Source organism: Shewanella oncorhynchi (assembly GCF_012584455.1).
Lineage (GTDB): Bacteria > Pseudomonadota > Gammaproteobacteria > Enterobacterales > Shewanellaceae > Shewanella > Shewanella oncorhynchi.
This window is the reverse complement of sequence record NZ_JABAEB010000001.1, coordinates 366,427-393,325: the sequence shown is the minus strand read 5'-3', so window position 1 is coordinate 393,325 and position 26,899 is coordinate 366,427. Positions and strand designations below refer to the sequence as shown.

Here is a 26,899-nt window from a genome sequence, read left to right as displayed (position 1 = left end):
ATCCCTATACTAGATAAAATCATGGCCATAGTCACATTAAATGAATGGGAAATAGCCATGAAAACGACAGAACGTATCTTTAACGCCTTACTCTTTGAAGCGATTGCACTCGCTATTATTATCCCCGTTTCTGCCCTTATATCAGGCAAGGGAACCAGTGAACTTGTCATAGTTGGTATCGCTTTGAGTCTTTATACCGTGGTATGGAACTACTTCTACAACCTAGGATTCGACAGGGTATTTGGGGCAAATCGAGAGCAACGCACTTTGAAAACCAGAATACTGCATACCTTTGGATTTGAAGGGGGACTTATTTTCATTAGCATACCGACCATCGCCTGGTTTCTACAGATAGGTTGGTTGGCAGCCATGGGCTTAGAAGCGGTTTTTTTGATCTTTTTCTTCTTCTACAGCACCCTATTCCATTGGTGCTATGACAAGTATCAGCCCTATAAGACTTGGATTACTATGCAAGCCACTAAGGTCAAATAGCGCAGCTAAGATCAACACACATCACCATCAAACGAACCTCACTAAACAATTTAGCGATTCGTTTGATGGCAGCTTATCCATTTCAATTTCTTCTACTTAGCAAGAAAGCTAAGCCAGTTCATGTGTTGCCCAGCGTAAAATCCCCCTTAAACACAGTACATAAAAATAATAGACCCGCACACAGTAAACTGAGGTTGTTGAAATATCCTATAAACATCACAAAAGGACTAACTATCAGTAATTAATATTCAAATCATTAGTCTAGATATAATTCTTTATGCTATAAAAGCCATATATTAAGCGGGGAGATGGAAGCAAAATGCGTGCAGGGAACAGAATGAGGCTCAGGATGCAGCAGGCATTAAATTTGCCGTCAGCATTGATACTTAGCATCGTTTTATTGCTCGTATCCATTATTTGCAACATGGCACTCGCTAAAGAAAGTAATGCAATACCAGCAGAATCGCAACCTCAAGCCATAACCTTAGCCGCAGAAGACAGTTGGCCACCTTTCGCCAATCAGTTTGGTCAAGGTATTTCCCATCGTTTAATCCAAGCCGCATTTAAACAGTCGCATATTGAAGTGAATAGCTTAGTTGTGCCCTACTCCCGCGCCTTAATGATGGCGGAAAAAGGTGCAGTTGATGGGGTGTTTAACGTCACCCGCGAGAACAGTACTGAGCAACGCTTCATCTTTGGAAACACCCCATTATTTATCGCCACGGCTTCTTTTTATCAAAAAAAACAAAAACCTATTCTGGCAGACAATAAATGGGCGCTACCTAAAGGCACCGTTATCGGCGTGATTAAAAGCTATGAATATGGCGATGAGTTTCCCACATTAGTTAAACAGCAACAGCTCAATATCGTCACCGTCGCCAACCAACAACAGCTCATCAATTTATTGTTGATTGGTCGCATAGATGCCGCCTTGATGTTCGACTTAGTCGCCAAGGAAAACCTGAAAAAAATGGGGGTAGATGATGAGATTATTCCTGCATTTGCTAACCACAGCAGCGATATTTTTTTGGCCTTCTCGAAAGGAAATCCGCAAGCACAAACCTTAGCAAGCCAACTCGACGCTGGCTTATCACAGCTAAAAGCCACAGGCCAATACGACAAACTGCTCTTAGTCGCTGACTAATCCACTATCGCTACAAGCGAATGATAGATTACCGCTGCGAGCGAATGATCTCTTGATTCACCCAATATAACAGCTGCTTAATAGCCTTCGACAGGATCTGATTCTGGCGCACAATATAACCTAAACTCGTAGTAGGGAATTGCGGTAGAGGAGTGACTTTAGTGGTGAGATTCGCCTTAGTGTAAACCGAAAACTCCGGTACGATCGCCACACCAAATCCCGCCTCAGCCCAATCGATTTGCGCGTCAACACTGCCGACTTCCATTATTCTGTAATTCGATAAGTTCAGCGACGGCAATGCAGGATCTAACAATTCGCGGGTTCGCGTATCGTGTCCTAATAAAATCAACGTCGGTTGCTCGGCTAAGGGCGTATCCACAGAGGGTTTTGCCTGCTGCCATTGCTGTAAGTTATCTCCGATTGCACACCATTTAATCTGTTGTAGCTCAGTAAAATGCAGTGGCTGACTTTCCTTCTGCGCAATCACAAACCCTAAATCGGCCTCGGCATTTTTCACCAATTCAGAGGCTTGTGATGAGGTTGTGTTGAGCAGTGAGAAATCTATTCCCGGAAACTCCGCCTTAAAGAGCTGAAACGGCTGGATCAACAATAACCGCGAGATAATATCGCTGGCGGCAATGGTCAAGGTGCCTTTGCTAAGGTCATTAATCGCATTGAGATCCGCCTGACAAATTTGCAGCTCCATTAACGTCTTCTGACTGCTCTCTAACAGGCGAAATCCCGCTTGCGTTAATCGAAAGGGATTACGGTCAATCAACTTGACTCGAGTGCTTTGCTCTAACTGCTTAATATGCAAGCTAACATTGGGCTGCGTCATGTGCAGCGCTGTGGCCGCTTTCCCAAAATGCTTGTATTCAGCCAAAGTCACGAAGGTCTTTAACCAATGGATATCGAGCATAACGCCACCTTTTGCAAAGTATTAGAGTTAATGATAGCCAATGATATATGAAATTCTTATTGGGATGATAACCATAATTAATTTCTCTTATTCAAATGACGGGTCTAGCATAGCGTCTTAATCAATGAGGAGATGTTGTTATGCCGTCGATCGTGGTTGTGGGTGCAAATTGGGGTGATGAAGGCAAAGGCCGCATCGTAGATTATTTAGCCGCGGATGCCGCTGCCAGTATTCGCTTTCAAGGTGGTAACAACGCTGGTCATACCGTCGTCAACGACTATGGCACCTTTAAATTACACCAATTACCAAGTGGCATTTTCAACCCTAACTGCGTTGCAGTTTTAGGCCCTGGCATGGTGATCAGTCCTGAAAAACTCAGTGTAGAAATTGCTGAAGTGCAAGCGGCTGGCATTGAAGTCAAATTATGCATTTCTGACCGTGCTACCTTGTGCTTACCTCTACATGCATTAGAAGATACCTTAGAAGAACAACGTCTTGGCGACCTCGCCTATGGTTCAACCCGTCAAGGGATTGCACCAGCCTACGGCGATCGCGTGATGAAAAAAGGCATTTTAGTCGGCTGGTTAAACCAACCTGAAGTGCTGCAAGAGCGCATTCAATTTATGCTCGACTGGAAATTACCGCAGTTAAAAGCACTTTATCCAAGTTGCGATTTTAATCAAACCGCCGCCGAAATGACCGCATGGTTATTAGAAGTGACGGCACCTTGGCGTCCATTTATTTGTAACGTGACAGAGCCATTAAAAGCATTACAAAAACAAGATGCTAGCTTGCTGTTTGAAGCGCAATTAGGTGCTGGCCGCGACTTAGTCTACGGCGAATATCCTTATACCACATCTTCAAACGTGACTGCAGCTTACGCGGGTATCGGCAGCGGTTTACCTGCCCTGCGTCCAGAGCGCGTAATTGCTGTCGCGAAAGCCTTTAGCTCATCAGTCGGCACTGGCACGTTAGTGACGGCAATGGAAGAGCAAGACGCCTTCCGCGAAAATGCCAACGAGTTTGGTGCAACGACAGGCCGTCCACGTGACATGGGTTACTTCGACGCTGTTGCCACCCGTAATGGTGTTGAGCTACAAGCAGCAACCGAAATTGCCCTGACTAAGATTGATTGTCTTTCTGGCATGAAAGATCTGAAAATCTGTGTTGCCTATGCAGGTGAACACACCGAGAACCCAATTTGGCCACAAACTGCTGCGTTAAGCCCAGTGTATGAGCAAATGCCAAGCTGGAGCGAAGATATTACTGGTTGTCGCACCTTCGAAAGCCTGCCTGTCGCCGCACAACAATATGTTGAACGTATTGAAGACTTAATGGGTGTACGCGTTAGCATGGTTTCTGTTGGACCAGAGCGCGATCAAATGATCATTCGCTAGTAAACAACGTTTACCCTACAAAAAAGCCATATTCGCCTCGGTGAATATGGCTTTTTACTTTGATATGGTTTGTCATTGAAGAATCACTCAAGACGTTGATAGCGATGACTCGAATACCCCATATTCAAATATCGCCACTAAATGAAATGGCATTACTCTTCGAATACGTATTTATCTATCATACCGACCATACGACCAATTTCTGGTTTAGTAATGGTATCGTTAGCACCTAATGCCATCGCCTTTACGCGGTTATCTTCACTCATTAAAGAGGAAAACATCACAATTGGCATTTGTCGATACGCCTTGGATTCTCTTAAGCGTTTCACCAAATGCATGCCATCCATGCGAGGCATCTCAACATCCGTAATAATGGCGCTGACAAAATCAGAGATCGAAGCATTATCTTGGTCAGCAAGATTCTCAAATTCCATTAGCATTTCAAGGGCATCACCACCATCTTTGGCTGTGATAATGTTGTAACCTGCGCTGCGAAGGGTATTTTCGATCATCTTACGAATAAAAGCGGAATCATCGACAATTAAAATCGTTTTCGCTTCACGTTTCGCCAGCATTTTATCATTGATCAGTACACTTCTATCGAGCGTGACATCGTACTTATCCATACTCAGTTCAGGATTAATGTCAGCAATAATTTTCTCAAAATCCAATATCATAATGAGCATGCCATCACGGCGCACTACGGCAACGACACAATCATTTTCACCCGCTTCTAAAAATTGACTCGGCGATTCAACTTGCTCCCACGACACTCTGTGGATGCTACGAACACTATCGATTAAAAAACCATTAATCATCTTATTAAAATCAGTCACTATGACCACTTTGTGTGTTAAATCCTCAGGTGTCGATATTTCAAGCCAACCGGCAAGATCGACCAAAGGGATCAACTTTTCTCGCAGCGAGAACACCCCAACCATGTGCCGCTGGGCATTGGGATAATCTGACGTTTCTGGCACCCTAATTACTTCTCTCACTTTGGCGACATTAATACCGTAATGGCACACTTTATGGCCACCATTGGGAAGTGTCTTATGTAGATGAAACTCAATAATTTCGAGTTCATTTGTGCCACTCTCTGTCAATATTTCTGATTTTTTAATTTCGCTCATATAAAGCTCTCAACCTAGCAAATCAACGTAAGAAAGGGATTGCAGTTATCAGTATAGGAAGGGCTTAATGAATTAGGCACGATAGTGTGATTTTACTGCCTGATTAGCGTGATATTTTTTGGGTAACAAGCATTTTATCTATAAGCAGAAAAACGTCACATAATCGAATCTAATAACTATTTCAGTCGTCACATTGTCAATCATGTCCAGATTAAGCATCGCCGTTGCCGACCTAAAGTAGCCTGCACATTTCCCTTAACAGCGCTTTTGTCTCTCCGCATTAGAGGTTTTGTTTTAAGAGATAAGCCGCTAAACTATTGCGCAATAAAACTATCTAGAATAGCCGTACCCCATGCCGCAATTTAGCCCGACCTTTTCTTTCCCAGTGCAAATCTACTATGAAGATACTGATTTTTCTGGCGTGGTGTATCACCCCAACTTTTTGAAATACTTCGAGCGAGCCCGTGAGCATGTGATTGGTGCTGAGCGTTTAAGTGCATTATGGCAACAAAACCAACTGGGTTTTGCTGTGTATCGTAGCGATATGTTGTGCCATGAGGGGGTGGAATTTGCCGATATTATCGATGTACGGACTAAATTTTACTTTGAGAGCAAGTATCGCACTGTGTGGCTACAGGAAATTTGGCGCCCTCAGGGCAAAAAACCTGCTGTCACTGCAACCATAGAAATGGTGTGTATGAATCAAGCCCGTCAATTAGCGCCTATGCCGGCAGAGTTAATCGCCATATTAAGTCTTGGTTTCACATCAAGCGAACAAAGCTAATACTCTTACATACAAGTACGCGCGATTTCCTGAGATTATTTTGACATCAGCAAAGGCAACAAAAATCACTCAAGGAGTACAACTCAAATAGCGATAACTGGACAGTATTAAGGCTCGACTGCAAGCCTTAGTACTCTTGATTTAACGAGCATTTGATTTGACGAACATTTGATTTAACGAGCGCTTACTTTAATGAGCACAAGGTTTAGATTGTATTATGTAGTTGGGCCCAGTTCATTTCGAGTTCGGCGGCACTCATGGGCTTCGCGTAATACATACCTTGTATAGTATCAACCCCCATAGCCACTAACCTATCTCTAATCTCAAGCGTTTCAATTCCTTCAACAGTTACCTCATAACCGAGTTTTTTGGCGATATTAATACTGGCTTCGAGGATGTATTCCGACGGTTTATCCTGCTCCAGATCCTTTAAAAAGGCTTTATCGATTTTGACTTCATTAACGGGTAAATGCTTTAAATAAGCTAAGGAAGAATGACCCGTACCAAAATCATCAATTGCAAGTCTAACCCCTAAGGCACGTATCTTTCCTAACGTCTCGACCGCCTTAGTTAAATCCGCCATTAAAGTGCTTTCAGTAATTTCGATCATCAAGGATTCGGGTGGGAGCTGGTAATAGGCTAATCTTGCAGCAATTTCTTGGGGTAAGGTTTCACTGTCAAGGTCCCGTGTCGACAGGTTAACTGCAACACACAATTGTATCCCCGCCGCGCGCCATTTTGCCTGCTGTGCTAAAACCTGATCGAGTGCCCATTGGCTGACTAAATCAATCATGCCAGCATATTCAGCTAAGGGAATAAATTCTCCAGGAGAAATAATCCCGAGTTCGTCATGCTCCCAACGCATTAAGGCTTCAACCTGAAAACATCGACCCGTGGCAATATCCTGTTTAGCTTGATACACCATATATACTTGATTACGTTGCAAACCTTTAGGCAAGCTATCGATAATTTTCAGTTCTCTTAACTGACGAATATCATCATTTTGGGCATAGTATGCAATCGCGCTACGAGAATGGCGGGCTTTCTTCAGCGCCAAATCGACTCGACGTAGCATCTGACTCGTGTCGGCGTGGTGTTCTTGTAAATGCAGACAACCGATTTGAAGCTTAACGCTGACTGGCGTGTTCTTAATGTTAAAAGGCACTTGCAACCGCCCTCTTAAGTGGACTAATTGCTCCTCAGTCAACGCTTGCTCGTAATACAAACAAAATTCATCACCATTGAGGCGTGCGATTAATCTCGGGGATAAACTTAAGCTGTTTAAGCGTTCGGCAAATTGCTTCAGCAGGATATCGCCAAATACAAAACCAAAGAGATCATTCACATAGCGAAATCGATAAATATCAATTAGTACTAATGTCCCTTGAGTCAGCGGCATCATGCCAGTAAGAGTACGTTTCAAGCCGACACGATTAACAAGTCCTGTTAGCTTATCCTTACCCACACTTGCCGGTAACGCCTTTAATAATTCATTTAAAGTATGGTAGAGAGGAACAAACGCTTGGGGGACGATACCAATGTCTAAAGCTTGGCGTTCAACCTTTTGCAGCTCTAGCTGGGTACAAAGCTGTGCTAAAAAATTTTGCTGCGACCGTAAAGATCTGTATTTTGACTGCAGGATATACAATGAAAATATCAATAAAGCGAGAGAAGCGACAACTAACCCGATTACGAACATACCTTGGCCTCTGCCATACCACGTAAGCTTGTTCTCAAATGACACGATAAAAGATATCAGCGCCATTTGAATTCCATTTAGGCCTAACGATTATTGGTAACTTTCTCTAATTGAATGGAATTTTTCCATAAACTCATCACTGGCTAAATCATCGGTCGTCACAGGTAATCCACGGGCGACAAACACACCGAGACGTTGCTCTAGTTCAGTGCCCGCTCGCAATTCACCGGTATAAAAGGCCGCTGCACGAATAAAGTCAAGATAGGTGACATGATCGGGTAGATAAGGTAAATCAGCCCAACGCTCAACCACTTCCATCACTTCGGTAGAGAAATCCCAACTTTTCAAAACAGCACGACCCAAAGGCCCTTGCATTTTACGTACGAGCGCGCGTAATTGATCAATGCTAGTGAATAAATGGGGATGCGCCTCCGCTTCTGTTAATACAGGTAAGGCGCCAATGTTATGCACGAGTCCAGCTAAGGTTAAGGTATCAAAATTTAACCGGCTGGTTGAATGGCGCTTATTATACATCTGCAGCATGGCACAAGACGCAGCAGTTACATCGATTGAGGTACGCCACACTTCGTCCATGACTTCCCACACCATTTCATTGGTGGAAATAAATAATTGCTCCATCGCCACCGAAGTGGCAATGCTTTTAATCTGGATTAAACCAATACGAGAAACCGCACTGTTGATACTTTCAGCTGGCACGCCTCGGCTATATAGCGCGCTGTTGGCGACCTTAATAATACGCGCAGAAATCGCTGCATCTTGGCCGATCACTTCTGCCACTTGTTTAAGGCTCGCATCGGAGCGTCCAACCACTTCTTGCACCCGCATCGCCACTTCAGGCAAGGTCGGTAGTACTAAGGCATCGTCTTTTAGTTTTTTTAATAAACTGACTAACAGTAGATGTTCGGTAGACATCTTAACTCCCATCAATCTGTAAACATCAACATTGGATTGTTGGAGTATATCAGTTGGCTGTCATTAGATGCGTAGAAAAAACTGCAGACGTTAATAATTTGTATGATTGCGTTATCAATTTTGCCTTACTTATCTGTCTTGATCATCGACCTCAATCATCACTCAAGTTGAAATATTCCGCTCCAGTTGATCTAAGCCAAACTCACTATATTCGTAAAATGTGAAGTACTGCTAAAGTTAACTAAGGCAATTTGCATACCCCTACTTTCATTGTGTAAAATGCCGCCCCCGCGCACCGCGTCATTTATTAACCCATTTGAGAGTGATTATGTTTAAACCTGAGCTGCTGTCTCCAGCTGGAACCTTAAAGAACATGCGCTACGCCTTTGCCTATGGCGCAGATGCAGTGTATGCCGGTCAGCCAAGATATAGTCTAAGGGTACGTAACAATGACTTTAAAATGGAAAACCTTGCCACTGGGATTGAAGAAGCCCATGCACTCGGTAAAAAGCTGTATGTGGTGAGCAATATCGCGCCCCACAATGCCAAGCTAAAAACCTATATCAAGGACATGGAACCCGTAGTGGCGATGAAGCCTGACGCACTGATCATGTCCGATCCCGGTTTAATCATGATGGTACGTGAAGCGTTTCCTGATCAAGTGGTGCATTTATCCGTGCAAGCAAATGCCATCAACTGGGCCTCGGTAAAGTTTTGGCAAACCCAAGGCATCAAACGCGTGATCCTGTCACGCGAATTGTCTTTAGATGAAATCGAAGAGATTCGTCAGCGCTGCCCCGATATCGAGCTTGAAGTGTTTGTGCATGGCGCCCTGTGTATGGCGTATTCAGGCCGTTGTTTACTCTCAGGTTATATCAATAAACGCGATCCTAACCAAGGCACCTGCACTAATGCTTGTCGCTGGAAATACGATGTACACGAAGCGCAGCAAAATGACAGCGGTGACATCATTGCCATGCCAAATGCGGTGCAAATTGAAACGCCAACGACCTTAGGCGCAGGCGCTCCCACAGATCAAATTTACCTACTACAGGAAGCCAATCGCCCCGGCGAATACATGCCCGCCTTCGAAGATGAGCACGGCACTTATATCATGAACTCTAAAGACTTACGGGCCATTCAGCACGTTGAGCGCCTGACTAAAATGGGCATAGACTCGCTCAAAATTGAAGGCCGCACTAAGTCCTTCTATTACGTTGCCCGTACAGCACAACTGTATCGCCGCGCGATTGAAGATGCTTCATCGGGTAAAGATTTCGACCGCAGTCTAATGAATCAATTAGAAGGCCTAGCCCACCGTGGTTATACCGAAGGCTTTTTACGTCGCCATGTGCATGATGAATACCAAAATTATGACTATGGCTACTCAGTTAGTGACACCCAACAATTTGTAGGTGAACTGACGGGAAAACGTAATCTTGCAGGATTGGCCGAAATTGAAGTAAAAAACAAGTTCTCCGTTGGCGACAGTGTTGAACTGATGACGCCGCAGGGCAATATCAGTTTGACGATTGAACAACTCGAAAATCGCAAAGCTGAAGCAGTTGAAGCCGGTTTAGGTTCGGGGCACACTGTGTATCTGCCCGTGCCGAAAGAAGTCGATTTGAGCCACGGTATTTTGCTGCGTAACTTGCCCCAAGGTCAGGATACTCGCAACCCACATGAACTAGGTTAAGATCATGGCACTACTGATCGACGATAGCTGCATCAATTGCGACATGTGTGAACCTGAATGTCCTAATCAGGCCATCACTATGGGTGAAGAAATCTATGAAATCGATCCAGACCGTTGCACCGAATGTGTGGGTCACTACGACAAACCGACTTGCGTATCTGTCTGCCCCATTGATTGCATCGACCCAGATCCAAACCGTGTCGAATCTAACGACGAATTGTTAGTGAAATTTGCCGTGTTAACGCAAAAAGCTTAATCACGTCACCTGACCGAGTGGCTATAATGCCTCTCGGTCAAATCTGCTCTAATACCTGCCATAACCTGCGCAAAACAACCCGCATAAAAAATCACAATAATGATGCATTTAACGGTATGAGGAACCTTTAAATCGCTTAAATCCAAGCTTTTATTTCAGCATTAGTCAAAACACTACTTTAGACTGACTTCTTTTCAGCGGTGAATGTCAAAAAAGTAGCAGACGGAATTTATCGCTGCTTCACAGTTTATGATTCGGACTAAATGTCGCTTGATAAATCACCAATTTTACAAACTCGGTTGTTTTAATAGACTAATAGTTATTATTTTGACGCTTATTTGTACACCTCACTCTTTAGCTAAGTAAAAAGTCACCCACGGTCAAATTGTAAATCAAGTGTTACATTTTAACCTTGTAAATTAGATACGCCTTAAGCACCGAACTGGGCAGGTTGAAAATACCTTCTACATTGAATTGTGTCTCGAAGTCCGTGGAGACATAAAAAGAAAATGGAGTTCAACATGCATAAGAAACATTTAATTGCAGTCGCGGTCGCAACTGGACTTGCTTACTTCCCTGTTAACGCTAATGAATACCAAGCGAGTATGGTAAGTGTCCCACAATCTAAAGCCATCAAAGATACTTACATTGTTGTATTCAATACCCCAAGCGTTCTTAATCTAAGTAATAACAACACCATAGCTGAATTCGCGACGAAACAAGCCGAGAGTTTAGTCAACCAATATGATGTCACTGTGATGAAAAACTTTGGCAATGTGCTCAATGGTGTACTCATCAAGGCCAGCGCCCAACAGATTAAAGCACTGCGTAAAGATCCAAATGTGAAATACATAGAACAAGATCAAATCATGTCAGTAACGCCTATGGTTGAAGCCAATGCCAATCAACCGAGTCCGACTTGGGGCATAGACAGAATCGATCAACGAAACTTGCCATTGGATAGTAACTATCACACGGATTTCGACGGCTCTGGTGTAACCGCCTTTGTGATCGATACTGGCGTGCTTAATACTCACAATGAGTTTGGTGGTCGCGCCAGCAGTGGCTATGATTTTGTGGATAATGATTACGATGCGACTGACTGTAACGGCCATGGTACCCATGTGGCAGGAACTGTTGGTGGCGCTACCTACGGTGTGGCTAAAAATGTCAATCTTGTGGGAGTCAGAGTACTCAACTGTTCAGGTTCAGGTAGTAACTCTGGCGTGATTGCAGGGATAAACTGGGTGAAAAACAATGCTTCCGGCCCCGCCGTCGCAAACATGAGTTTAGGAGGAGGAGCCTCCCAAGCAACTGATGATGCAGTCAATGCCGCAGTTGCCGCAGGGGTCACTTTCGTAGTGGCGGCGGGTAACGACAACAGCAGCGCTTGTAACTACTCACCCGCCCGTGCGGTAAACGCCATCACAGTTGGTTCAACCACCAGTAACGATTCCCGCTCGAGTTTTTCTAACTTCGGGACTTGCCTTGATATCTATGCGCCTGGTTCGAGCATTACGTCCGCTTGGTATAACTCGAATTCAGCGACTAATACCATAAGTGGTACCTCAATGGCAGCCCCACATGTGGCAGGCGTTGCCGCATTATACTTAGATGAAAATCCAAATCTCTCTCCCGCACAGGTGACAAACTTACTTACGACACGCGCCACGTCAAATAAAGTTACAGACGCTAAAACAGGTTCACCCAATAAATTACTCTTTTCACTCGCAGGCGATGATGGTGGCTGTGGCAATAATTGCCCCGTCGATGAAACACCGCTGCAAAATAATGTGGGTGTCGCAATCAGTGGTGCCACAGGTTCTGCGACGTATTACTACATCGATGTCCCAGTCAATGCGGCAAGTTTAGGGATCAATCTAGCGGGTGGTTCTGGTGATGCGGATATTTATGTCAGCCAAGGGCAAAAACCGACGACAACTAGCTACCAATGCCGCCCCTATCAAAATGGCAACAACGAGAGCTGTAACTTCACCACACCTACGGCGGGTCGGTGGTATGTGATGGTGCAAGGCTATAATAATTACGCCAATGCCCAGTTGACAGCCAGCTATAACTTGAATGGCGGCGGAAGCTGCACCGATGCAAACTGCTTAACCAATGGCGTACCTGTCACGAATTTAAGCGGGGCAACGGCAACAGAGAAACTGTATAAGATAGTGGTTCCAGCCAATAGCCAACTCAACATTGCCACCAGTGGCGGAACTGGAGATGTAGACCTGTATGTTAAAGCAGGCACTACCCCAACGACCACCAGCTATGATTGCCGTCCCTATAAAAATGGGAACAATGAAAGCTGTTCGATTACAGTGACTCAAGCGGGAACTTACCATGTGATGTTACGCGCTTATTCGAGCTACTCGGGACTACAACTGAGTGCAAGCTACTAACTCATTGACCAAACCATACAATAAAGTTTAAATAAAAATAAGCCCACTAAGATAACAACTTAGCGGGCTTCTTTATGGAATTAGCAGTGTGTAGTCTCACTACATAACGTTAAAAGCTTGGGGATTTGGCGAGAATAATTGTCGGTTTCGCTTCAATTTGCAGACGCTCAATCACAGCGGCAAGCTTTTCAACACTAAGACGAATTGGGGCTGGCATACTGGCAAATTCGATACTTAGCAGCAGGTTTTTCACTTCGAGTCCTAATTCAGTATCACCTTGAATACTCAGCTTACGCTGGAAGAATAGCGTGTCGGGATCTTCCTTCGCCGCCGCCACTAACACTAGCTCAGCAGAGTTGGCACTGAAGGTCACCTGCGCATCGGTGAGCTCTCTGACTTGCCACTTGCCATTAAAACTGACTTCGAAGGCTAAGTTTATATCTTCCACTCGAATCGCGACCCATTTATCCATCAAAAATCCAAGCTCATCGTCAGCAGCTTGCTCGGCAAGTAAGAGTTCAAGCAATTGGCTGATGGCTTTTGCTTTGAGGCTAAACGGCATCTTAGCAAGGGGAAAGCCGATGGCTTTTGGGGTGAACTCTAAAAGTTGCTGAGCAAATTTTGCGAAAAAAACAGCGGACATAGCGGGAACCCTACAAGAATAAAACATGATATATCCCAGTTTATCGGGATTTTATGATCTTAAACCTGTTTTAAATCAATTCATCGCCATTCAATCTTACCTACACTCAGCGGCTATCATTTTATCGGGAGCATCACTATGGAGCTGTTGTGTCCAGCAGGAAATCTGGCCTCGCTAAAGTCGGCATTACATGCCGGAGCCGACGCTGTGTATCTAGGGTTAAAAGACGACACCAACGCACGCTCGTTTGCAGGATTAAACTTCACCCCCGCAAAATTGCAAGAAGCCACTGAGCTGACGCAAAAGCACGGCAAAAAAATCTTTTTGACCTTAAATACTTTTCCAAAGCCCGGTGAAGAGCATCGTTGGTATCAGGCTATCGATTTAGCGGCAAAACTGGGTATGGATGCATTAATTGTCGCCGATCTTTCTTTACTCGATTATGCCCATAGGCACTATCCAAACCTGCCACTGCATTTATCGGTGCAGGCCAGTGCAACCAATCTGGGTGCGCTGAGCTTTTATAAGGAAGCCTTTAACATCGCCCGAGTAGTATTGCCACGGGTGTTATCCATGAAACAAGTACGGGATCTTGCTAAAGTCAGCCCAGTGGATTTGGAAGTATTCGCCTTTGGTAGTCTGTGCATTATGGCCGAAGGGCGTTGCCAGCTGTCATCCTATGTAACGGGCCAATCACCCAACACTGGTGGATCTTGTTCACCAGCAAAACACGTACGCTGGCAAGAAGAAGGACAGAACAGATTAACCCGGCTCAACGATGTGTTAATTGATAAATCGGCCCTCGACGAACAAATGGGTTATCCCGTGGTATGCAAAGGCCGTTACATCACAGCAGATCAAGATTCGCCGCAATATTTACTCGAATCACCAACCAGTTTGAATACCTTAAGCTTACTTCCAGAGCTAGCCAAAGCTGGCATAGTGTCGCTGAAAATCGAAGGACGTCAACGCAGCCCCGCCTATGTTGAACAAGTCACTCGAGTATGGCGTCAAGCCATAGACACCTATCTAAATAATCCAGCGCTGTACTCACAAAGCCAAAATCAACCCCATTGGGAACAAGCCCTAGCGAAAGTATCCGAGGGTCAGATCACTACGCTTGGCGCCTACGAGCGCGATTGGCAATAAAAGGTAAATAGAGAGCAAGATTGACAAAGGACACCTTATGAAGATTTCCCTAGGACCACTGTTGTATTGCTGGCAGAAACAGCAAGTCGCTGACTTTTACCAGCAAGTCGCCGCCAGTCAAATTCCCTTAGTGTATTTAGGTGAGGCGGTTTGTAGCCGCAGACGCGAACTCAAGTGGGGCGATTATCTAGAGCTGGCGCAAATGCTCAAGCAGGCGGGTAAAGAAGTCGTGCTTTCGACGCTGGCCTTAATCGAAGCGCCATCTGAATATACTGAGCTCAAACGCCAGGTCGATAACGGTGAATTTATCGTCGAAGCAAACGATATGGCGGCAGTGTATCTTGCCAAAGAGCGTAATTTGCCCTTTGTCTGCGGCGCGAGTATCAATAACTACAATCGTGCTAGTTTAGATATCTTGCAGCGGTTTGGAATGCAAAGATTTGTGATGCCAGTGGAGCTATCTAAGGCTTGGTTACAACAAGTAATTCAAGAGCAGCCATCATTTGAGGTGGAAGTGCTCGGCCACGGCTATTTACCACTCGCCCATTCGGCGCGCTGCTTTACCGCTAGACACAAACAGCTCACGAAAGATCATTGCGAAACGGTGTGCCGTGAATACAGTAAAGGACTACTCGCGCAAACCCAAGAGCAGCAGCCTTTACTCAGGCTCAATGGAATTCAAACCCAATCCGCTAGCTGTTTAGATTTACGCAGTGAAATAGCGGCAATGACACAGATGGGGGTCGATGTGTTTCGAGTATCACCCAGTAGTCTTGACTGCATCACTAAAGCCAATACTTTGGTCGATACGATTCAAGCGACTAAAAATACTCAGGATTTTTCGATGAATAGCAAACTTGGTACAACCCAGTGCAACGGTTATTGGTTTGGTGAAGCGGGCCTTGCTGTGCATGTGAATCCATAGCCTAAAGCTGAAGATAAGCCTAAATTTAAAGATAACTCAGCCAATGATTTTGGGATCTTGGCTGAAGCTTAACTGGCTAAAAAGCAGCACACTTGTCCAACACAATAAACTTCCCAGTCCAATCCATTCTAGTAGGGCTGGCCACCACAAAGTAGGACGCGGCAGTTGCAATACCATCTCCTGATAAAACGGTCTATCACCTTCGGTCAAGCCTAAATTGAGCTGTGGTGCATACAGAAACGTCAACATGCTACATAAGACTATTAACGCCAACAACCCAGTCCAACGGCCAAAGTTAGACTTGCCGAAACAGACCAAGGCTAAATAGAAGATCGAACTCAAACTCCCCAGATAGAAAAACCATTTCAGCCCAAGAACATGCAAGTGATACACGTTCACCGGAAATAATCCCACGCTCGCTAAAGCCAGAAAAGTGAGAGCCAAACTGATAAAGAAAGGGTATCCCCAGCAAGAAGTCACCTGCTGCAAAGAAGACAAACAATAGAAAACGAGGCTTAAACTGCCAAAAAACAATCCACCGTTAAGAATGACAGCGAAAGACGAATGACCATAAGTCCCTAATTCACTTAGGGTGTGATTCAAAAAATTGAAGCGATGGAATTCAGAATCATCGAACCCCAAAACAGTAATAACAATGCCAATTAAAAGCCCAAAGATCCCAAAAAAACCAAACTTAATGGCCAGTGTTGAGCCGCCTTTAATCGTAACCTTCTGTACTTTTGCGATCATGAATACTAGAGCTGGATGGGAGTAATACTAACTTACATGGAAATGAGAAGATTTAAAGCGGCGGGTATCCGCTTTATGAATAATATTTTTACTTTCATCGTTATTTGCGACTTTTTAGTCAATCACAAAAGCATCAAGATAGTGGAGAAGGTCACTTTTAGAGATAAGTCGATTTAAAGGCTTATCGCATAAAAATGTGTCCTAGTACCCAAGACTCCTTAACATTACCGCGATATGCACAACAGGTTCTCGTCAACGCTATATAGCCAGAGTTATCTCTATTGCACTTTCAAATCGAACAGAAAACCAGCCAACATGGCAGTAGCGCTAAAGTTGCTGATGTTTTTTTGTGCAGAAATAACATCTAGATAGTTTCACATACATCAGTAAACAAGTAATTAACCAGTCGTTAACCAACCTAAGGTAATTGATGGTAAGACCATGTTTAATAATGCTTTTACAGTAATACAATCCAATATAACCACTCTTAATTTATCGACAACTAAAGTAAAATAACTATGCTGTTTTGCTGCTTATATCAAACTAACTAGCGAATCGTTTTACATAGAGAAGCTAAGCGAGTAATCTTCCCCATTCTCGTTTTTGAGTTGAATTTAAATGCACCTTAATTAGCGTCGACAGCTTGTTACGTGCGGCTATTTATTCAAATTTACCATGTACGACTCGTACTTTAAGGTGTACAACATTGGCTACTGAAAATAAAAACCGAAACATTAAGACGATACTCACCTTTATCGTCCCTTCGCTGATTGGTCTGTTGTTATTTATGACCCCTATCAGCTACAACGATGCGATCACAATTCCTATCGCTATCATATCTAAAGCACTGCAAGGCGCATTGAGCGGTGTGCTAACCCTCATAGTGACTATTATTGTTGTGACTACGGCGCTGGCCTCTTTACTGTCAAAAGTGTTTAAGCCCACATTCGTTAGCCAAAATCACTTCCTTAATGGTTTATTGAATGTCAGCCCTATGTGGTTGACGACTCGGATCTTAGGTGCAGTGTTTATCGTACTGACTTACTTAGGTTTAGGTCCAGAGATCATCAACTCCTCGAGCACTGGCGCATTAGTCTTAAACGACTTATTACCTGTGTTGTTCTCAGTATTTATCTTTGCGGGTATGTTACTGCCGCTGCTGCTGAACTTCGGCCTACTCGAACTCTTTGGCACACTCTTAACGAAAGTCATGCGTCCCGTGTTCAATCTACCGGGTCGTAGCGCTATCGATTGTATGGCCTCATGGTTAGGTGATGGCAGTGTCGGCATTTTGCTGACCAGCAAACAATACGAAGCCCGTTTTTATACCCAGAGAGAAGCCGCAGTTATTGGTACAACCTTCTCGGCGGTATCAATTACCTTCAGCTTAGTGGTGATCTCTCAAGTTAAGTTAGAGCATATGTTTGTGCCCTTTTATTTGACTGTGTGCCTCGCGGGTTTTGCCGCCGCTGTGATTGTACCTAAGTTGCCACCATTATCGTGGAAGAAAGACAACTACATAGATGACACACCACGCATGCCAGATGATGAGCTGATCCCTGCTGGACATGGCGCCTTATCTTGGGGCTTTGATAAAGCCTTAGAAAAAGCCGCCAGTGCTGGTGGCATAAAAGCTGTCTTAAATGAAGGTATTAAAAACGTTGTCGATATGGTGTTTGGTATTATCCCTGTGGTAATGGCCATTGGTACGCTGGCACTGATTATTGCCGAGCACACGCCCATCTTTAACTATCTGGGGATGCCGTTTATTCCATTACTCGAATTACTGCATATTCCAGAAGCCACTGAAGCCTCTAAAACAATCGTGGTCGGTTTTGCGGATATGTTTATTCCGTCAATCCTTGCCAGCTCAATTGAATCAGATATGACCCGCTTTGTAATTGCAGCCTTATCTGTGACTCAGTTGATCTATATGAGTGAAGTCGGTGCACTGCTTATCGGCAGTAAAATTCCCGTCAACTTCGTTGAGCTTTTCGTGGTGTTTATTCTACGCACCTTAGTGACACTGCCTGTTATCGCAGGTGTAGCGCATTTATTGTTCTAAAAGCTAACGGCAACAATAGCTCAGCTAAAAGGGGAGTCAGATTAACTGGCTCCCCTTTTTTGTAGTAACTCATACACAAACTGACCGTTTTGATTATATCGTGTTACTTAATCGTACAACCTCCACTCGTAACCACACAACTCACTTTTGGACATTTTCGAGTTAAAGCCTTAACTCTAACGTGTCTGTTTTGGATAAAAATATCTATGGAGATAACGCCTTTATAACGGGCAGCCTGTGGCGAAGCCACGCTTTAGGCTGTCCAACCACGAAGTGGCGTTCGTTGATAAACTTGTTATAGGTTTAGTGGATAAAGTGTAAATGACTTATCTCCTTTTTGATTTACTAACCGATAATTTCTTTGAGCATCACAGACTTGAACCACCCAAACATAGTCGAATAACCCCGGCTCTATATTGGCCCCTGTTGAGTCAATGTCTTTGATAGGATCATATTTTCTAGTTTGGAGTACTTGAAGTGAATTGCACTCTTTACTGTTAATGGCCTCCATTAGAGCGATGTAGTCTAGAGACCATTGCACATCAGCTTCGTTTAGCAGGCTGCTTGTAACAATACGACTCACATTACCTTTCCATTTCTCACGAACCTCTGAAAGCAAACCTTCAGAGACGCTCATATTTTTACCATTTAGGTTAAATACATGAGCGTCGCTAGACAAAGACTCTTTATTTGTAGCGCAACCAAATAGAGAAATAACTAACAGAGTAAAAATACACTTCTTCATGATTGACCTATAACTACCGCCACACAGGCGAGCAACTTGTTGCGAGTCCAGCGCCGCAGGCGCGGTGTGCTGGCGTTTGTTATGCGTATATCTCATTTTATTGGTTTTTTATTGAGCATTACTTTGGTTTTAATTACCAGTACCAATGTAGGTATTTGTAGTGCGAAAAATGAAATGCTTAGTCCTTTGAATGACGGATTTGCCTCTCCAGTAAACACAAGGACGCCAACTAAAAAAAACCAAATAACAAGGAAAAATAAGCCATAGCCTATCAGCGATTTAAAAACTATCTGATTACTTGGAGTCATAATTTCCCGAACACATAACTATAAGCACAGAGGCAGCGTCCCGCGGCCGCAGGCCGCTACTGATGCGCCTTGTTAGCAACCCGTGCAACAAACAACACCAGCCGTGCAATTTAAAAACTTGCGGCCGCATAACATAAAAACACCATGCTACCGCCCGGGTCGTTGGCGCAAGACGCCAACAGTTTGAATTACTTTTAAGCGCCTTGCCAAGCCAGTTGAACCATGAAAACCGGCGTTGAAGTAACGAACGGATTAAACCACCGAACGTACCGAAAATACGCAATTACACCGACTTTGCTTTTGCAAGCTAACACCCCGCTAAAAGGCGAGCGTTAGCGAGTCCGGTGGAGGCGGCGCTTTTTGTGGCCGGAACGTATTTGAGCGGCTTGTTAGCCATCGTCTTTTAGTGCCTTCTCTGCTACCGCTAAATCTGCCAACGTAACCTTTGGGTTAGCCTTTGCCATTGAAAGAAAAAGCTCAGAATTCTGCAAAATGAGATGGGCAAAAGTACCCTTTTCAAGTTTGCTATTTTTGTGACCAAGATCTTTCCGAATCTCTCTGAAAAAGTCTTCCATTAAGAATATTGAATCAGCATCAGGATTCCCCTTTTTCAGATGGGTCATCCACTTTATGTATTTGAGCAAAGCATCTTGACCGCCCCACAGAACCATTTTACGTTGCCATTCTCGTAGAAAATCCACAAGGCTCTTAGCTTCAGCATCATCTTCATCATGCTCTGAGTAGAAAACCTTGAAAAACTCTTTCAGAAACTCGTCGTATATTTCCGTTTTAGTCTGGCGATAATGTGCCTCTATATCTTTTTTCCGCTCATAGTACTTACCCAATACAACCGTCAAGGTTGAAACAGACACAGTCGTAAAGGCAGTTATCGCAGCTAGCGCAACTGTAGAATCCAAGGACTTGAATTGGCCCCAGATTTGAGAAAGCAGCCAATACGTCCCCCAAACCATTCCAATAATAAGTGCGAGGCCAAACATCAATGACAGGGCTTTTCTCATGATTCTCCTAGATGGCTAACGCCCGCATTTGCGGCTGGATTGGAGCGCAGCGGAAAACCAGTCCGACAACATGCGTTTGTTAGGCATAATTTCCATTTAATGTATGCAGCCTAAGTAATTTATACCAAATCTTTTTTTAGCGCAGGACTCAAGATTTTCGACACAGCTTGCAGCTATATATAAACCGTAACCATTTACCATAAAGTATGGGTTAGCTGGATCGTCTGGCGGCGACAGACCCTCAATATATTGATTGTCACCGATCAATGCATATCGAAGGCTAGCCCAGAGTTCAAAGCCCAAATCAAGCATCTCGTCGGGGTGATACCCCGAGTTTTCACCGGCTTTTACTTGCTTTTTTATTAGCCCCATTTCTTCAAGCATTCCACCCAAAGCATGTGACGCGTGATCAGCTAATTGTATTCCGGCTTCTTTTTTGGAGTCAGAGTTTAAATATAAATTAACTCCAACGCTATCTAGCTTTAACTGAACATCTTTATTCATGAACACATTTTCATCAACAAATAGATTGTGTGTATTGCCGAATAATTTCTTTGTACTCAAAAGCTGGAGAACCAACTCGGCACAATAATTACCTAACTCTTTTCGATCATGGCTAGGCAATACAACTAAGGCCAATTTGGAACTATGTAGTAGAGACCTAATGAACTCTCGCTGCTTAACCGATACTTCATTCTCGGATTTTATAGCAGAACTTTTATATTCATCATTCGGGTTTAACCCCATAAGTTCCCACTGCGCTCTTATTTGAGTGGATAAGTCCTCCTCAGATATGACCACGGCGCCGATTATAAACTTTCCGTTATCTCTAATTGATTCGTCGAAGTACAAGTTTGCCATTACTGATGCCTAACGCTCGCATTTGCGGCTGGGTTGTAGGTTGTAGGTTGTAGGTTGTAGGTTGTAGGTTGTAGCGCAGCAGAAAGCCAGTCCAGCAACATGCGCTTGTTAGTTTTATTACTGGCCATCAGGGCTATAGCTTATAATCAATGCTGAATGAGGAGCTCCCATATCACCAAATGCTTTTTCGTACCGACCATTCGGAACCGGTTTTCCTTGAGTGCAATTACACATAGCCTCTATCACTTCCCCAATTGAAAGGACATGCGACTCTAACAACGCCTTTAACTCATCATCAGTCCAAGGGTCAATATTGCTAGTTCTTGATGAGGAAAAGCTATAAGCATGGTCGTGCCAAACACAAGCTGAGCCCTCATCTGGCATGAATAATGGCTGTCTCCCAAAAGGATATTCACAGTAGAACATTTCCCAAATAGCAACATAATGTCTTTGTATATGCTGCCTTTGCAGTTGTGAATAAAAATGGGACTCACCGGTAGATTTTTGCTTGGAATCCCAAGTATTTACATGGGTACTCAAGCGAGGCCATTTCGCTTCAAAAATTCCGGCCTTAAACTCTCTGTTATTTTGCAAAATTACACATGCATCTGCACCTAATTCTCGCTCAGCACTAGGATTCAATACTTGAGTCTTTGCGGTCAGGCCGGGTATTGCTCTTGCGTGTATTTCTCGTCTAAATGCGCCGGTAAAGTTGGATGTGTAATCATTTTCACTTACCACTATCCCTTCGATAAGATCCGCCCGAACGAGCCGATCAGCCCAATGAGCACAGCTTACAATCTGCTCGATAATATTATGGGGAAACAACATACGATCTTTCCTTAAAAACTAACGCCCGCAGCACGCGCAGCTTTGTAGTGAAGGCGAAGCCGCAACGAAAAAGCCGTCGCCGTGCCTGCGATTGTTAGATTTCACCTCGACTTCGCATATCGCTAAAAACTACAAGGTACTGATTCAAAACAAGTTCTATTGCATATTCGATCTTGAGGACAGGGAAATTGCAGGGTTTTCCAAAAGCGTCATCTGCAACGCCTTTCAAATTGTTTCCATGGGTATCGAAACTTGCAATTCTATAAGTAAAGTAAAGGTAACTAAGGCGGTCTCCGTAATCGTTCCTAAGTTGCGCGAGCATGCTGTTCATGTCGAGACCGCGCGGGAGTTGAGACCATCCAGCCCCGGCAGGCTCTAGCTCATTTTTCCTAGGAAGCATCGGTTCGTTCAGGAGCTTTCCGTATTCCCTCTTGAAATTTTCTACAACTGAGTTATACCGAGCTTGGATATCGCTCGGCTCATCAAAGATGTACAGAATTCGGAAATAGTTTTCCAAGAGTGAACGGAAAAGGATGTGTGTCATACATCTTTCTTCGAAATTCGCGGACTCGTCCAGAGAAAAACTACCCTTGATTGTCCCGGCAACGGAGTAGAAACGCAGCGCTTCTTGAGCAAAAAAACCTACTGGGCCAGATGAATTCGCAGCGACTCTTAGAGTCGGCAACTCTTTTTCCAAATCTTCAAAATAGTTCATCTCAGTTAATCTTCTCTTCGACTTATAGCGGAAAAAACAAACGCAATTGCAAATAGCAAAGCGACAGCGGCAAAAATGTATGCGCTCATGCTGGCACCAGTGAAATCTAACGCTTTGCTAAACGGTGGAATAAATTGGGGGGATTTTTGCCTGCGAAGCAGAAATGCAAAAAGCGCCACAGTTTATGGAATCCGGTTTGAGCAACTTGTTAGTGCTTGATTTGCATATGAAACTCATACATGTCCTCACCGACAATTTTGAAACCCAATCGTAAATACAATTGCAATGCAGGATTATCCTTTAACACCGTGAGTGACACGATCTTTGACTGAGCATCGTTCAATATTTGCTGAATAATGCATCGCCCATAACCTTTATTTTGATGGTCCGGGTGTATTTGAATTTGCATTATCTCAACTTCGAGTTCAGTTGACTCATATTTGAGAGTACCTACTAATGCGTTTTTATAATGCACCAAATACGAGCAATGATATTTATCATCAAGCCTAATTTCATGCTCTTTATCAGACAATAATTGTCCAGATTTCTCTAAATGCTCAACCATAGTTAACTTGCGCAAAGCCAGTAGATAATCTCGATCTGATTTTGTGGCTTGTTGAAACTCAAATTTCATCGGCTTCCTCTAAAGCACTAACGCCGAGCTAAGCGGCAGTTTTTAAGTTGCGGTTTTGTGGAAGACTTTTGCGCAGCAAAACCACAAAACTGCGACTTAAAAACTGTCCAAGGAGCGAAGCGACTGGTGCTTGAGCGACTTGTTAGGTTATATATTTCCGAAGTGCATTTTCCTATGGCAGTTAGGACAAAGCCCAATTGCATTTTCAACAGTGTCCTGCCCACCGTCAGCAAGGCGCTTTTTATGATGTACTTCAAGATACGGCGTATTGTCTTTTCGGCGTGTAAATGGTGCTGCTAATTTACAGTTTTCACAATGACCATTAGCCCTTAAAAGAACCTCAGCAACAACATCTGGATTTCTTTCAAAAATGGCAACCGAAACTACACGTACCTTTGGAGCTTTTTCTGCTCTAGCAAGGCGACGTCTTCTCTCTTCTGCATTGCTATTAAGAGAGTGCAAAACTTTATTTTGAAATTGACGCTCAATATTTTCAATTGAGTTCCCAGTTTCGCCAGAGCTTGAAAAACTTAAAGCGACTTCGCGCATTGCATTAAGAGAAACATTATTTTTTTGTTCGTAATATTCAATATGCTTCCATAAAGCTGATAGCGGCTTAATTAAACTATTGGGACCATTTTCAGCTAATATTCTTTCTAAAAAATAGCTCATGTCAGGTGCACTTAAAGCTCTTTTAAATTCAATTCCTGAGACAAGCTTCTTATAGACAGCAAGCATTATTTTTGCTGAATTTTCATTAATTCCATGGTTTTCAAAAAGTTGCTTGGCCGCCCCAGCTTGAGTTAATTCTTTATTAAAGACCTGCTTTGCTTTTTGATAAGCCGCTTCTATATTCATATTATTTGATTCTGGCATGTTTTTAACCTAACGCTTGCAGCATGCGCGCCCATGGAATGGAGCCGAAGGCGCAATGTAATGGGCGTCGCCGTGCCTGCACTGGTTATGTTTCTTTGGCAAGGTGTACCTCTCCAAAATTCATAAACACGAAAGTGCCTGGAGCGGCCTCAGCACTATATGCGCCGTTTGCTTCAGCAAGGCGCATAGCCAGTGCAGTATATTCCCACGCTCTCATCTCTGTGCAGGTAACCTTTTGAGTCGTTAGTTCCTTTGAACCATGCTCTTCGCCAAATTGCTTTACCCGCAATGCGTTGGCTTGAAGTGTAGGCAATATTGAAGGGTGGTCCCAGCCCCACATGAACGTGTCATCATTGGAATTGAAGGTACCAATAATTTGGACTGGTGATTCTGCAATAGTGCCATCTTCAAACGAAAAGATGATTTGTCCGCTGTCCTGATCTACGTTCCAGGATTTCTCTTCGCCTAGGTGCCACGTTGCTCTGTGAGCATCAGTGGTCATCCTCAGGCCTTCGACGCTACCCGAGATAAATTCTTCGACGTTCATCTTTTTTTTAAATAGGCCAAACACCATCAACTCCCAGAGACATAACGCATTACTAATGGGCTGCCGCAGCGCAGCGTAGGCAGTCCCGTAGAGGCCACGCTGTTTGTGGCCGGAACGAAATTAAGTAACTTGTTATATGGCATTTTTTTCACCAGCTTTACGATACTCTGCTGTATCCATCTTTTTAATTTGCAAGTAACCTAAAAACAACGATATAGGACAAATAGTCATTATTAAAATTCTAGAAACTGTGCTCATTGACTCACCTGGGATGATGTATTCGATCCCAAGCACTACCATCAAGAAAACTAGTCCTCCATAGATGAAAAAAATCTACCTTTCTCTGGATTTCTAATAGTGATGAATTGCTAAGTTTTTGCGAGCATTTAGGGCAATGAAATAATGTTTCCTTTTTTGTTTTTTCCAAGTTTTTCAATAGTAAGTAACCGAACTCCTCAGAACACACGGGACATTTCATCGAACTTTCCTAAATGACATATAACGCCCCAAGCAGGGCAAGTACATGCAGGCTAAAATACGGAACGAAGTGACGGGAGACTGCATGTAATTGTCCCGCTGACTTGGTTTGTTATGTGGCCTACTTTGTAACCATATAAGTCTCGGCAGACAAGAACCAGCTCTTTTTGTACATACATTCTACGATAAATGCATATTGGATATCACGACTTGGAAATTGTTTATCAATTAGATGCTCCTTTATCTCACTTTTGCAGAGTACAAAGTCCTTTTCAGCCCCGACTATATTGTCACCTGTCGGGGGAATTTCTGGGTTTCTCACCCAATAAGTAACGTACCCGAAATAGTCGTAGTTGTCCTGATATGAGAAATTTAATTCTACTTCTGTAGGCTTGGTCGCAGTACATCCGCACAGGGCGGTAAAAAGCAAAATGCTAATAAGTCTAATCATTCTCAATTGCCACATAACGTTTGGTTAAGGGGCTGGCTTTAGCCAGTCCCAGTGAGCGAAGCGAACGGTTTGAACCAGTTGTTAGGCTGTGCACTAGTGCATTATTCCCCAAGACTCGCAAACCCCACCAAAAGGTTGCATAGCGGAGCTAGCGTTTCTTTGAGTAGATGTGACGCCTTCATAAGTAATAGGGGCGTTTATTTGAAATTGCACATACCCAGCATAATCTTCATCTGGTTCGTACACCTCAATATTGCCGTATTTAGATTTGAGTAATTCAAGAGCCTCCAGTGCTGGCGGCCAACTATCAAAATCAATGTTGTAATCAACTGTGTAGGATTTAGAAAAATCGAAGCCATCGGCTTCAAGCCGTCGAAGTACATCCCCATCTGCATCATTTGGCCAGGTCACAGAACTCTCCTTGTTGCCTAACATTTTATTAGTGCGCATGCGCGTTTACCTCATTAGACCAGTAAAAACGCGCACTGTTAATTACTTGTAATAAAAGGAACTTATCAGCTTTTTTTCAAATACACCATCTGGAAAAACGCGCATGCGCGTTTCCCAAACCTATTAACTAATTTTGGTAAAGTATATACAAATGATTTTAAGGGTTTTATTAATTTTAGGCTGGATAAACACGCAAACAAATGAGTTTAAAATCGCTCAAAATACTTATGATTTAAATACGACGGTATACTTGTACAGTTTTGACAAATCGCAGGTGACTTGTGCCAAGCGAGAGATATAGATGAGAATTTTTAGGGCAAAAAGTCCGTTTGTTGCGACGCCACTAACAACTTGCTAACTCATTTCGGGGCAATAGCTTTTTAGCTAAACGAACAGCAGAAGTGTTAATTAAGATTGGCATTGTTGCAACTGTGACCGTTGGCGGCATGGATGCCGTCGTCGAGCCCTCAGGGACGCTTCTTGTTAAATGCAAGGGCGGCGAGTCACAGGGGAAACATGCTGTAAACTGACAACAAAGTTATCTTGCTTTGGGGCAGAAGTAAGTTAAACCAACCTATCGGATCTAATT

25 protein-coding genes are annotated in these 26,899 nt (G+C 43.7%); 10 read left to right on the top strand and 15 right to left on the bottom strand.

Translation table 11 applies throughout. The features are described from left to right. Positions 1 to 57 precede the first annotated feature (57 nt). On the top strand, positions 58 to 492 hold the full coding sequence (locus tag HGO26_RS01730) for a PACE efflux transporter (protein ID WP_168822865.1): 435 nt from the start codon (positions 58 to 60) through the stop codon (positions 490 to 492). A gap of 319 nt (positions 493 to 811) precedes the next feature. After that, positions 812 to 1,636, top strand: a complete 825-nt coding sequence (locus HGO26_RS01725) for a substrate-binding periplasmic protein (RefSeq protein ID WP_131523266.1) — start codon at positions 812 to 814, stop codon at positions 1,634 to 1,636. A 28-nt stretch (positions 1,637 to 1,664) separates the two neighbouring features. On the opposite strand, the gene HGO26_RS01720 is transcribed toward HGO26_RS01725, so the two are convergent. Then, positions 1,665 to 2,555 carry a LysR family transcriptional regulator gene (locus HGO26_RS01720; RefSeq protein WP_168822863.1) on the bottom strand — a complete coding sequence of 297 codons (891 nt, stop codon included), beginning with the start codon at positions 2,553 to 2,555 and terminating at the stop codon, positions 1,665 to 1,667. A 140-nt stretch (positions 2,556 to 2,695) separates the two neighbouring features. Here HGO26_RS01720 and HGO26_RS01715 point away from each other — a divergent pair, with 140 nt between their 5' ends. Further along, the gene (locus HGO26_RS01715; RefSeq protein WP_028761418.1) at positions 2,696 to 3,952 is read left to right on the top strand and encodes an adenylosuccinate synthase; all 1,257 of its coding nucleotides are present in this window, start codon (positions 2,696 to 2,698) and stop codon (positions 3,950 to 3,952) included. A gap of 152 nt (positions 3,953 to 4,104) precedes the next feature. On the opposite strand, the gene HGO26_RS01710 is transcribed toward HGO26_RS01715, so the two are convergent. After that, positions 4,105 to 5,085, bottom strand: coding sequence for a chemotaxis protein (locus tag HGO26_RS01710; RefSeq protein ID WP_168822861.1), 981 nt, complete (start codon positions 5,083 to 5,085; stop codon positions 4,105 to 4,107). Positions 5,086 to 5,437: 352 nt separating this feature from the next. On the opposite strand from HGO26_RS01710, the gene HGO26_RS01705 reads away from it, so the two are divergent. Beyond that, positions 5,438 to 5,869 (top strand): thioesterase family protein, encoded by a 432-nt coding sequence (locus HGO26_RS01705; protein ID WP_168822859.1) that lies wholly within the window; start codon positions 5,438 to 5,440, stop codon positions 5,867 to 5,869. Between the two features lie 205 nt (positions 5,870 to 6,074). On the opposite strand, the gene HGO26_RS01700 is transcribed toward HGO26_RS01705, so the two are convergent. Both HGO26_RS01700 and HGO26_RS01695 read right to left on the bottom strand, forming a co-directional pair. Beyond that, positions 6,075 to 7,568, bottom strand: coding sequence for a putative bifunctional diguanylate cyclase/phosphodiesterase (locus tag HGO26_RS01700; RefSeq protein WP_168823074.1), 1,494 nt, complete (start codon positions 7,566 to 7,568; stop codon positions 6,075 to 6,077). 90 nt (positions 7,569 to 7,658) lie between these two features. Then, positions 7,659 to 8,501 carry an HDOD domain-containing protein gene (locus tag HGO26_RS01695; protein WP_028761421.1) on the bottom strand — a complete coding sequence of 281 codons (843 nt, stop codon included), beginning with the start codon at positions 8,499 to 8,501 and terminating at the stop codon, positions 7,659 to 7,661. Between the two features lie 328 nt (positions 8,502 to 8,829). Here HGO26_RS01695 and trhP point away from each other — a divergent pair, with 328 nt between their 5' ends. From trhP to HGO26_RS01680, 3 genes are all read left to right on the top strand, one after another. Then, positions 8,830 to 10,197 carry a prephenate-dependent tRNA uridine(34) hydroxylase TrhP gene (gene trhP / locus HGO26_RS01690; protein ID WP_105251727.1) on the top strand — a complete coding sequence of 456 codons (1,368 nt, stop codon included), beginning with the start codon at positions 8,830 to 8,832 and terminating at the stop codon, positions 10,195 to 10,197. Positions 10,198 to 10,201: 4 nt separating this feature from the next. After that, entirely contained in the window at positions 10,202 to 10,453 is a 252-nt protein-coding gene (locus HGO26_RS01685; RefSeq protein WP_006082676.1) for a YfhL family 4Fe-4S dicluster ferredoxin, read from the top strand. A gap of 521 nt (positions 10,454 to 10,974) precedes the next feature. Continuing rightward, entirely contained in the window at positions 10,975 to 12,864 is a 1,890-nt protein-coding gene (locus HGO26_RS01680; RefSeq protein WP_168822857.1) for a S8 family peptidase, read from the top strand. 109 nt (positions 12,865 to 12,973) lie between these two features. Here the strand turns inward: HGO26_RS01680 and ubiT are convergent, their stop codons facing one another. Further along, the gene (gene ubiT / locus HGO26_RS01675) at positions 12,974 to 13,507 is read right to left on the bottom strand and encodes a ubiquinone anaerobic biosynthesis accessory factor UbiT (RefSeq protein WP_113939323.1); all 534 of its coding nucleotides are present in this window, start codon (positions 13,505 to 13,507) and stop codon (positions 12,974 to 12,976) included. Positions 13,508 to 13,645: 138 nt separating this feature from the next. Between ubiT and ubiU the strand changes: the two genes are divergently transcribed. Together ubiU and HGO26_RS01665 are read left to right on the top strand one after the other, a co-directional pair. After that, positions 13,646 to 14,656, top strand: a complete 1,011-nt coding sequence (ubiU, locus tag HGO26_RS01670) for a ubiquinone anaerobic biosynthesis protein UbiU (protein ID WP_113939322.1) — start codon at positions 13,646 to 13,648, stop codon at positions 14,654 to 14,656. A gap of 37 nt (positions 14,657 to 14,693) precedes the next feature. Beyond that, the gene (locus tag HGO26_RS01665) at positions 14,694 to 15,581 is read left to right on the top strand and encodes a U32 family peptidase (RefSeq protein WP_168822855.1); all 888 of its coding nucleotides are present in this window, start codon (positions 14,694 to 14,696) and stop codon (positions 15,579 to 15,581) included. Between the two features lie 36 nt (positions 15,582 to 15,617). Here HGO26_RS01665 and HGO26_RS01660 read toward each other — a convergent pair whose 3' ends face one another. Next, on the bottom strand, positions 15,618 to 16,331 hold the full coding sequence (locus HGO26_RS01660) for a DUF998 domain-containing protein (protein ID WP_168822853.1): 714 nt from the start codon (positions 16,329 to 16,331) through the stop codon (positions 15,618 to 15,620). A gap of 706 nt (positions 16,332 to 17,037) precedes the next feature. Between HGO26_RS01660 and HGO26_RS01655 the strand changes: the two genes are divergently transcribed. Beyond that, positions 17,038 to 18,396, top strand: coding sequence for a YjiH family protein (locus HGO26_RS01655; protein ID WP_131523258.1), 1,359 nt, complete (start codon positions 17,038 to 17,040; stop codon positions 18,394 to 18,396). A gap of 295 nt (positions 18,397 to 18,691) precedes the next feature. On the opposite strand, the gene HGO26_RS01650 is transcribed toward HGO26_RS01655, so the two are convergent. The 9 genes from HGO26_RS01650 to HGO26_RS01610 form a co-directional block, all read right to left on the bottom strand. Then, positions 18,692 to 19,141, bottom strand: coding sequence for a hypothetical protein (locus HGO26_RS01650; protein WP_168822851.1), 450 nt, complete (start codon positions 19,139 to 19,141; stop codon positions 18,692 to 18,694). 697 nt (positions 19,142 to 19,838) lie between these two features. Next, the gene (locus tag HGO26_RS01645; protein WP_168822849.1) at positions 19,839 to 20,468 is read right to left on the bottom strand and encodes a hypothetical protein; all 630 of its coding nucleotides are present in this window, start codon (positions 20,466 to 20,468) and stop codon (positions 19,839 to 19,841) included. Between the two features lie 96 nt (positions 20,469 to 20,564). Beyond that, the gene (locus HGO26_RS01640; RefSeq protein ID WP_168822847.1) at positions 20,565 to 21,329 is read right to left on the bottom strand and encodes a hypothetical protein; all 765 of its coding nucleotides are present in this window, start codon (positions 21,327 to 21,329) and stop codon (positions 20,565 to 20,567) included. 117 nt (positions 21,330 to 21,446) lie between these two features. Next, a complete protein-coding gene (locus HGO26_RS01635) occupies positions 21,447 to 22,160 on the bottom strand; it encodes a hypothetical protein (protein ID WP_168822845.1) in 714 nt (237 codons plus the stop codon). Between the two features lie 94 nt (positions 22,161 to 22,254). Next, the gene (locus HGO26_RS01630; protein ID WP_168822843.1) at positions 22,255 to 22,875 is read right to left on the bottom strand and encodes a hypothetical protein; all 621 of its coding nucleotides are present in this window, start codon (positions 22,873 to 22,875) and stop codon (positions 22,255 to 22,257) included. 208 nt (positions 22,876 to 23,083) lie between these two features. After that, positions 23,084 to 23,509, bottom strand: a complete 426-nt coding sequence (locus tag HGO26_RS01625) for a GNAT family N-acetyltransferase (protein WP_168822842.1) — start codon at positions 23,507 to 23,509, stop codon at positions 23,084 to 23,086. 147 nt (positions 23,510 to 23,656) lie between these two features. Continuing rightward, positions 23,657 to 24,385 (bottom strand): HNH endonuclease, encoded by a 729-nt coding sequence (locus HGO26_RS01620; RefSeq protein ID WP_247651440.1) that lies wholly within the window; start codon positions 24,383 to 24,385, stop codon positions 23,657 to 23,659. Between the two features lie 85 nt (positions 24,386 to 24,470). Then, on the bottom strand, positions 24,471 to 24,959 hold the full coding sequence (locus HGO26_RS01615; RefSeq protein ID WP_211085786.1) for a DUF6882 domain-containing protein: 489 nt from the start codon (positions 24,957 to 24,959) through the stop codon (positions 24,471 to 24,473). A 994-nt stretch (positions 24,960 to 25,953) separates the two neighbouring features. Then, positions 25,954 to 26,310 (bottom strand): ribonuclease E inhibitor RraB, encoded by a 357-nt coding sequence (locus HGO26_RS01610; protein ID WP_168822840.1) that lies wholly within the window; start codon positions 26,308 to 26,310, stop codon positions 25,954 to 25,956. Between the last annotated feature and the right edge of the window lie 589 nt (positions 26,311 to 26,899).

Coding starts and splice junctions, on each gene's coding strand:
- ubiT (WP_113939323.1), bottom strand. CDS start 13,507: ATGTCCGCTGTTTTTTTCGCAAAATTTGCTCAGCAACTTTTAGAGTTC.
- HGO26_RS01660 (WP_168822853.1), bottom strand. CDS start 16,331: ATGATCGCAAAAGTACAGAAGGTTACGATTAAAGGCGGCTCAACACTG.
- HGO26_RS01710 (WP_168822861.1), bottom strand. CDS start 5,085: ATGAGCGAAATTAAAAAATCAGAAATATTGACAGAGAGTGGCACAAAT.
- HGO26_RS01665 (WP_168822855.1), top strand. CDS start 14,694: ATGAAGATTTCCCTAGGACCACTGTTGTATTGCTGGCAGAAACAGCAA.
- HGO26_RS01680 (WP_168822857.1), top strand. CDS start 10,975: ATGCATAAGAAACATTTAATTGCAGTCGCGGTCGCAACTGGACTTGCT.
- HGO26_RS01640 (WP_168822847.1), bottom strand. CDS start 21,329: ATGGCAAACTTGTACTTCGACGAATCAATTAGAGATAACGGAAAGTTT.
- HGO26_RS01720 (WP_168822863.1), bottom strand. CDS start 2,555: ATGCTCGATATCCATTGGTTAAAGACCTTCGTGACTTTGGCTGAATAC.
- HGO26_RS01715 (WP_028761418.1), top strand. CDS start 2,696: ATGCCGTCGATCGTGGTTGTGGGTGCAAATTGGGGTGATGAAGGCAAA.
- HGO26_RS01615 (WP_211085786.1), bottom strand. CDS start 24,959: ATGGTGTTTGGCCTATTTAAAAAAAAGATGAACGTCGAAGAATTTATC.
- HGO26_RS01695 (WP_028761421.1), bottom strand. CDS start 8,501: ATGTCTACCGAACATCTACTGTTAGTCAGTTTATTAAAAAAACTAAAA.
- HGO26_RS01730 (WP_168822865.1), top strand. CDS start 58: ATGAAAACGACAGAACGTATCTTTAACGCCTTACTCTTTGAAGCGATT.
- HGO26_RS01610 (WP_168822840.1), bottom strand. CDS start 26,310: ATGCGCACTAATAAAATGTTAGGCAACAAGGAGAGTTCTGTGACCTGG.
- ubiU (WP_113939322.1), top strand. CDS start 13,646: ATGGAGCTGTTGTGTCCAGCAGGAAATCTGGCCTCGCTAAAGTCGGCA.
- HGO26_RS01635 (WP_168822845.1), bottom strand. CDS start 22,160: ATGTTGTTTCCCCATAATATTATCGAGCAGATTGTAAGCTGTGCTCAT.
- HGO26_RS01705 (WP_168822859.1), top strand. CDS start 5,438: ATGCCGCAATTTAGCCCGACCTTTTCTTTCCCAGTGCAAATCTACTAT.
- HGO26_RS01700 (WP_168823074.1), bottom strand. CDS start 7,568: ATGTTCGTAATCGGGTTAGTTGTCGCTTCTCTCGCTTTATTGATATTT.
- HGO26_RS01685 (WP_006082676.1), top strand. CDS start 10,202: ATGGCACTACTGATCGACGATAGCTGCATCAATTGCGACATGTGTGAA.
- HGO26_RS01650 (WP_168822851.1), bottom strand. CDS start 19,141: ATGAAGAAGTGTATTTTTACTCTGTTAGTTATTTCTCTATTTGGTTGC.
- HGO26_RS01620 (WP_247651440.1), bottom strand. CDS start 24,385: ATGCCAGAATCAAATAATATGAATATAGAAGCGGCTTATCAAAAAGCA.
- HGO26_RS01625 (WP_168822842.1), bottom strand. CDS start 23,509: ATGAAATTTGAGTTTCAACAAGCCACAAAATCAGATCGAGATTATCTA.
- HGO26_RS01630 (WP_168822843.1), bottom strand. CDS start 22,875: ATGAACTATTTTGAAGATTTGGAAAAAGAGTTGCCGACTCTAAGAGTC.
- trhP (WP_105251727.1), top strand. CDS start 8,830: ATGTTTAAACCTGAGCTGCTGTCTCCAGCTGGAACCTTAAAGAACATG.
- HGO26_RS01725 (WP_131523266.1), top strand. CDS start 812: ATGCGTGCAGGGAACAGAATGAGGCTCAGGATGCAGCAGGCATTAAAT.
- HGO26_RS01645 (WP_168822849.1), bottom strand. CDS start 20,468: ATGAGAAAAGCCCTGTCATTGATGTTTGGCCTCGCACTTATTATTGGA.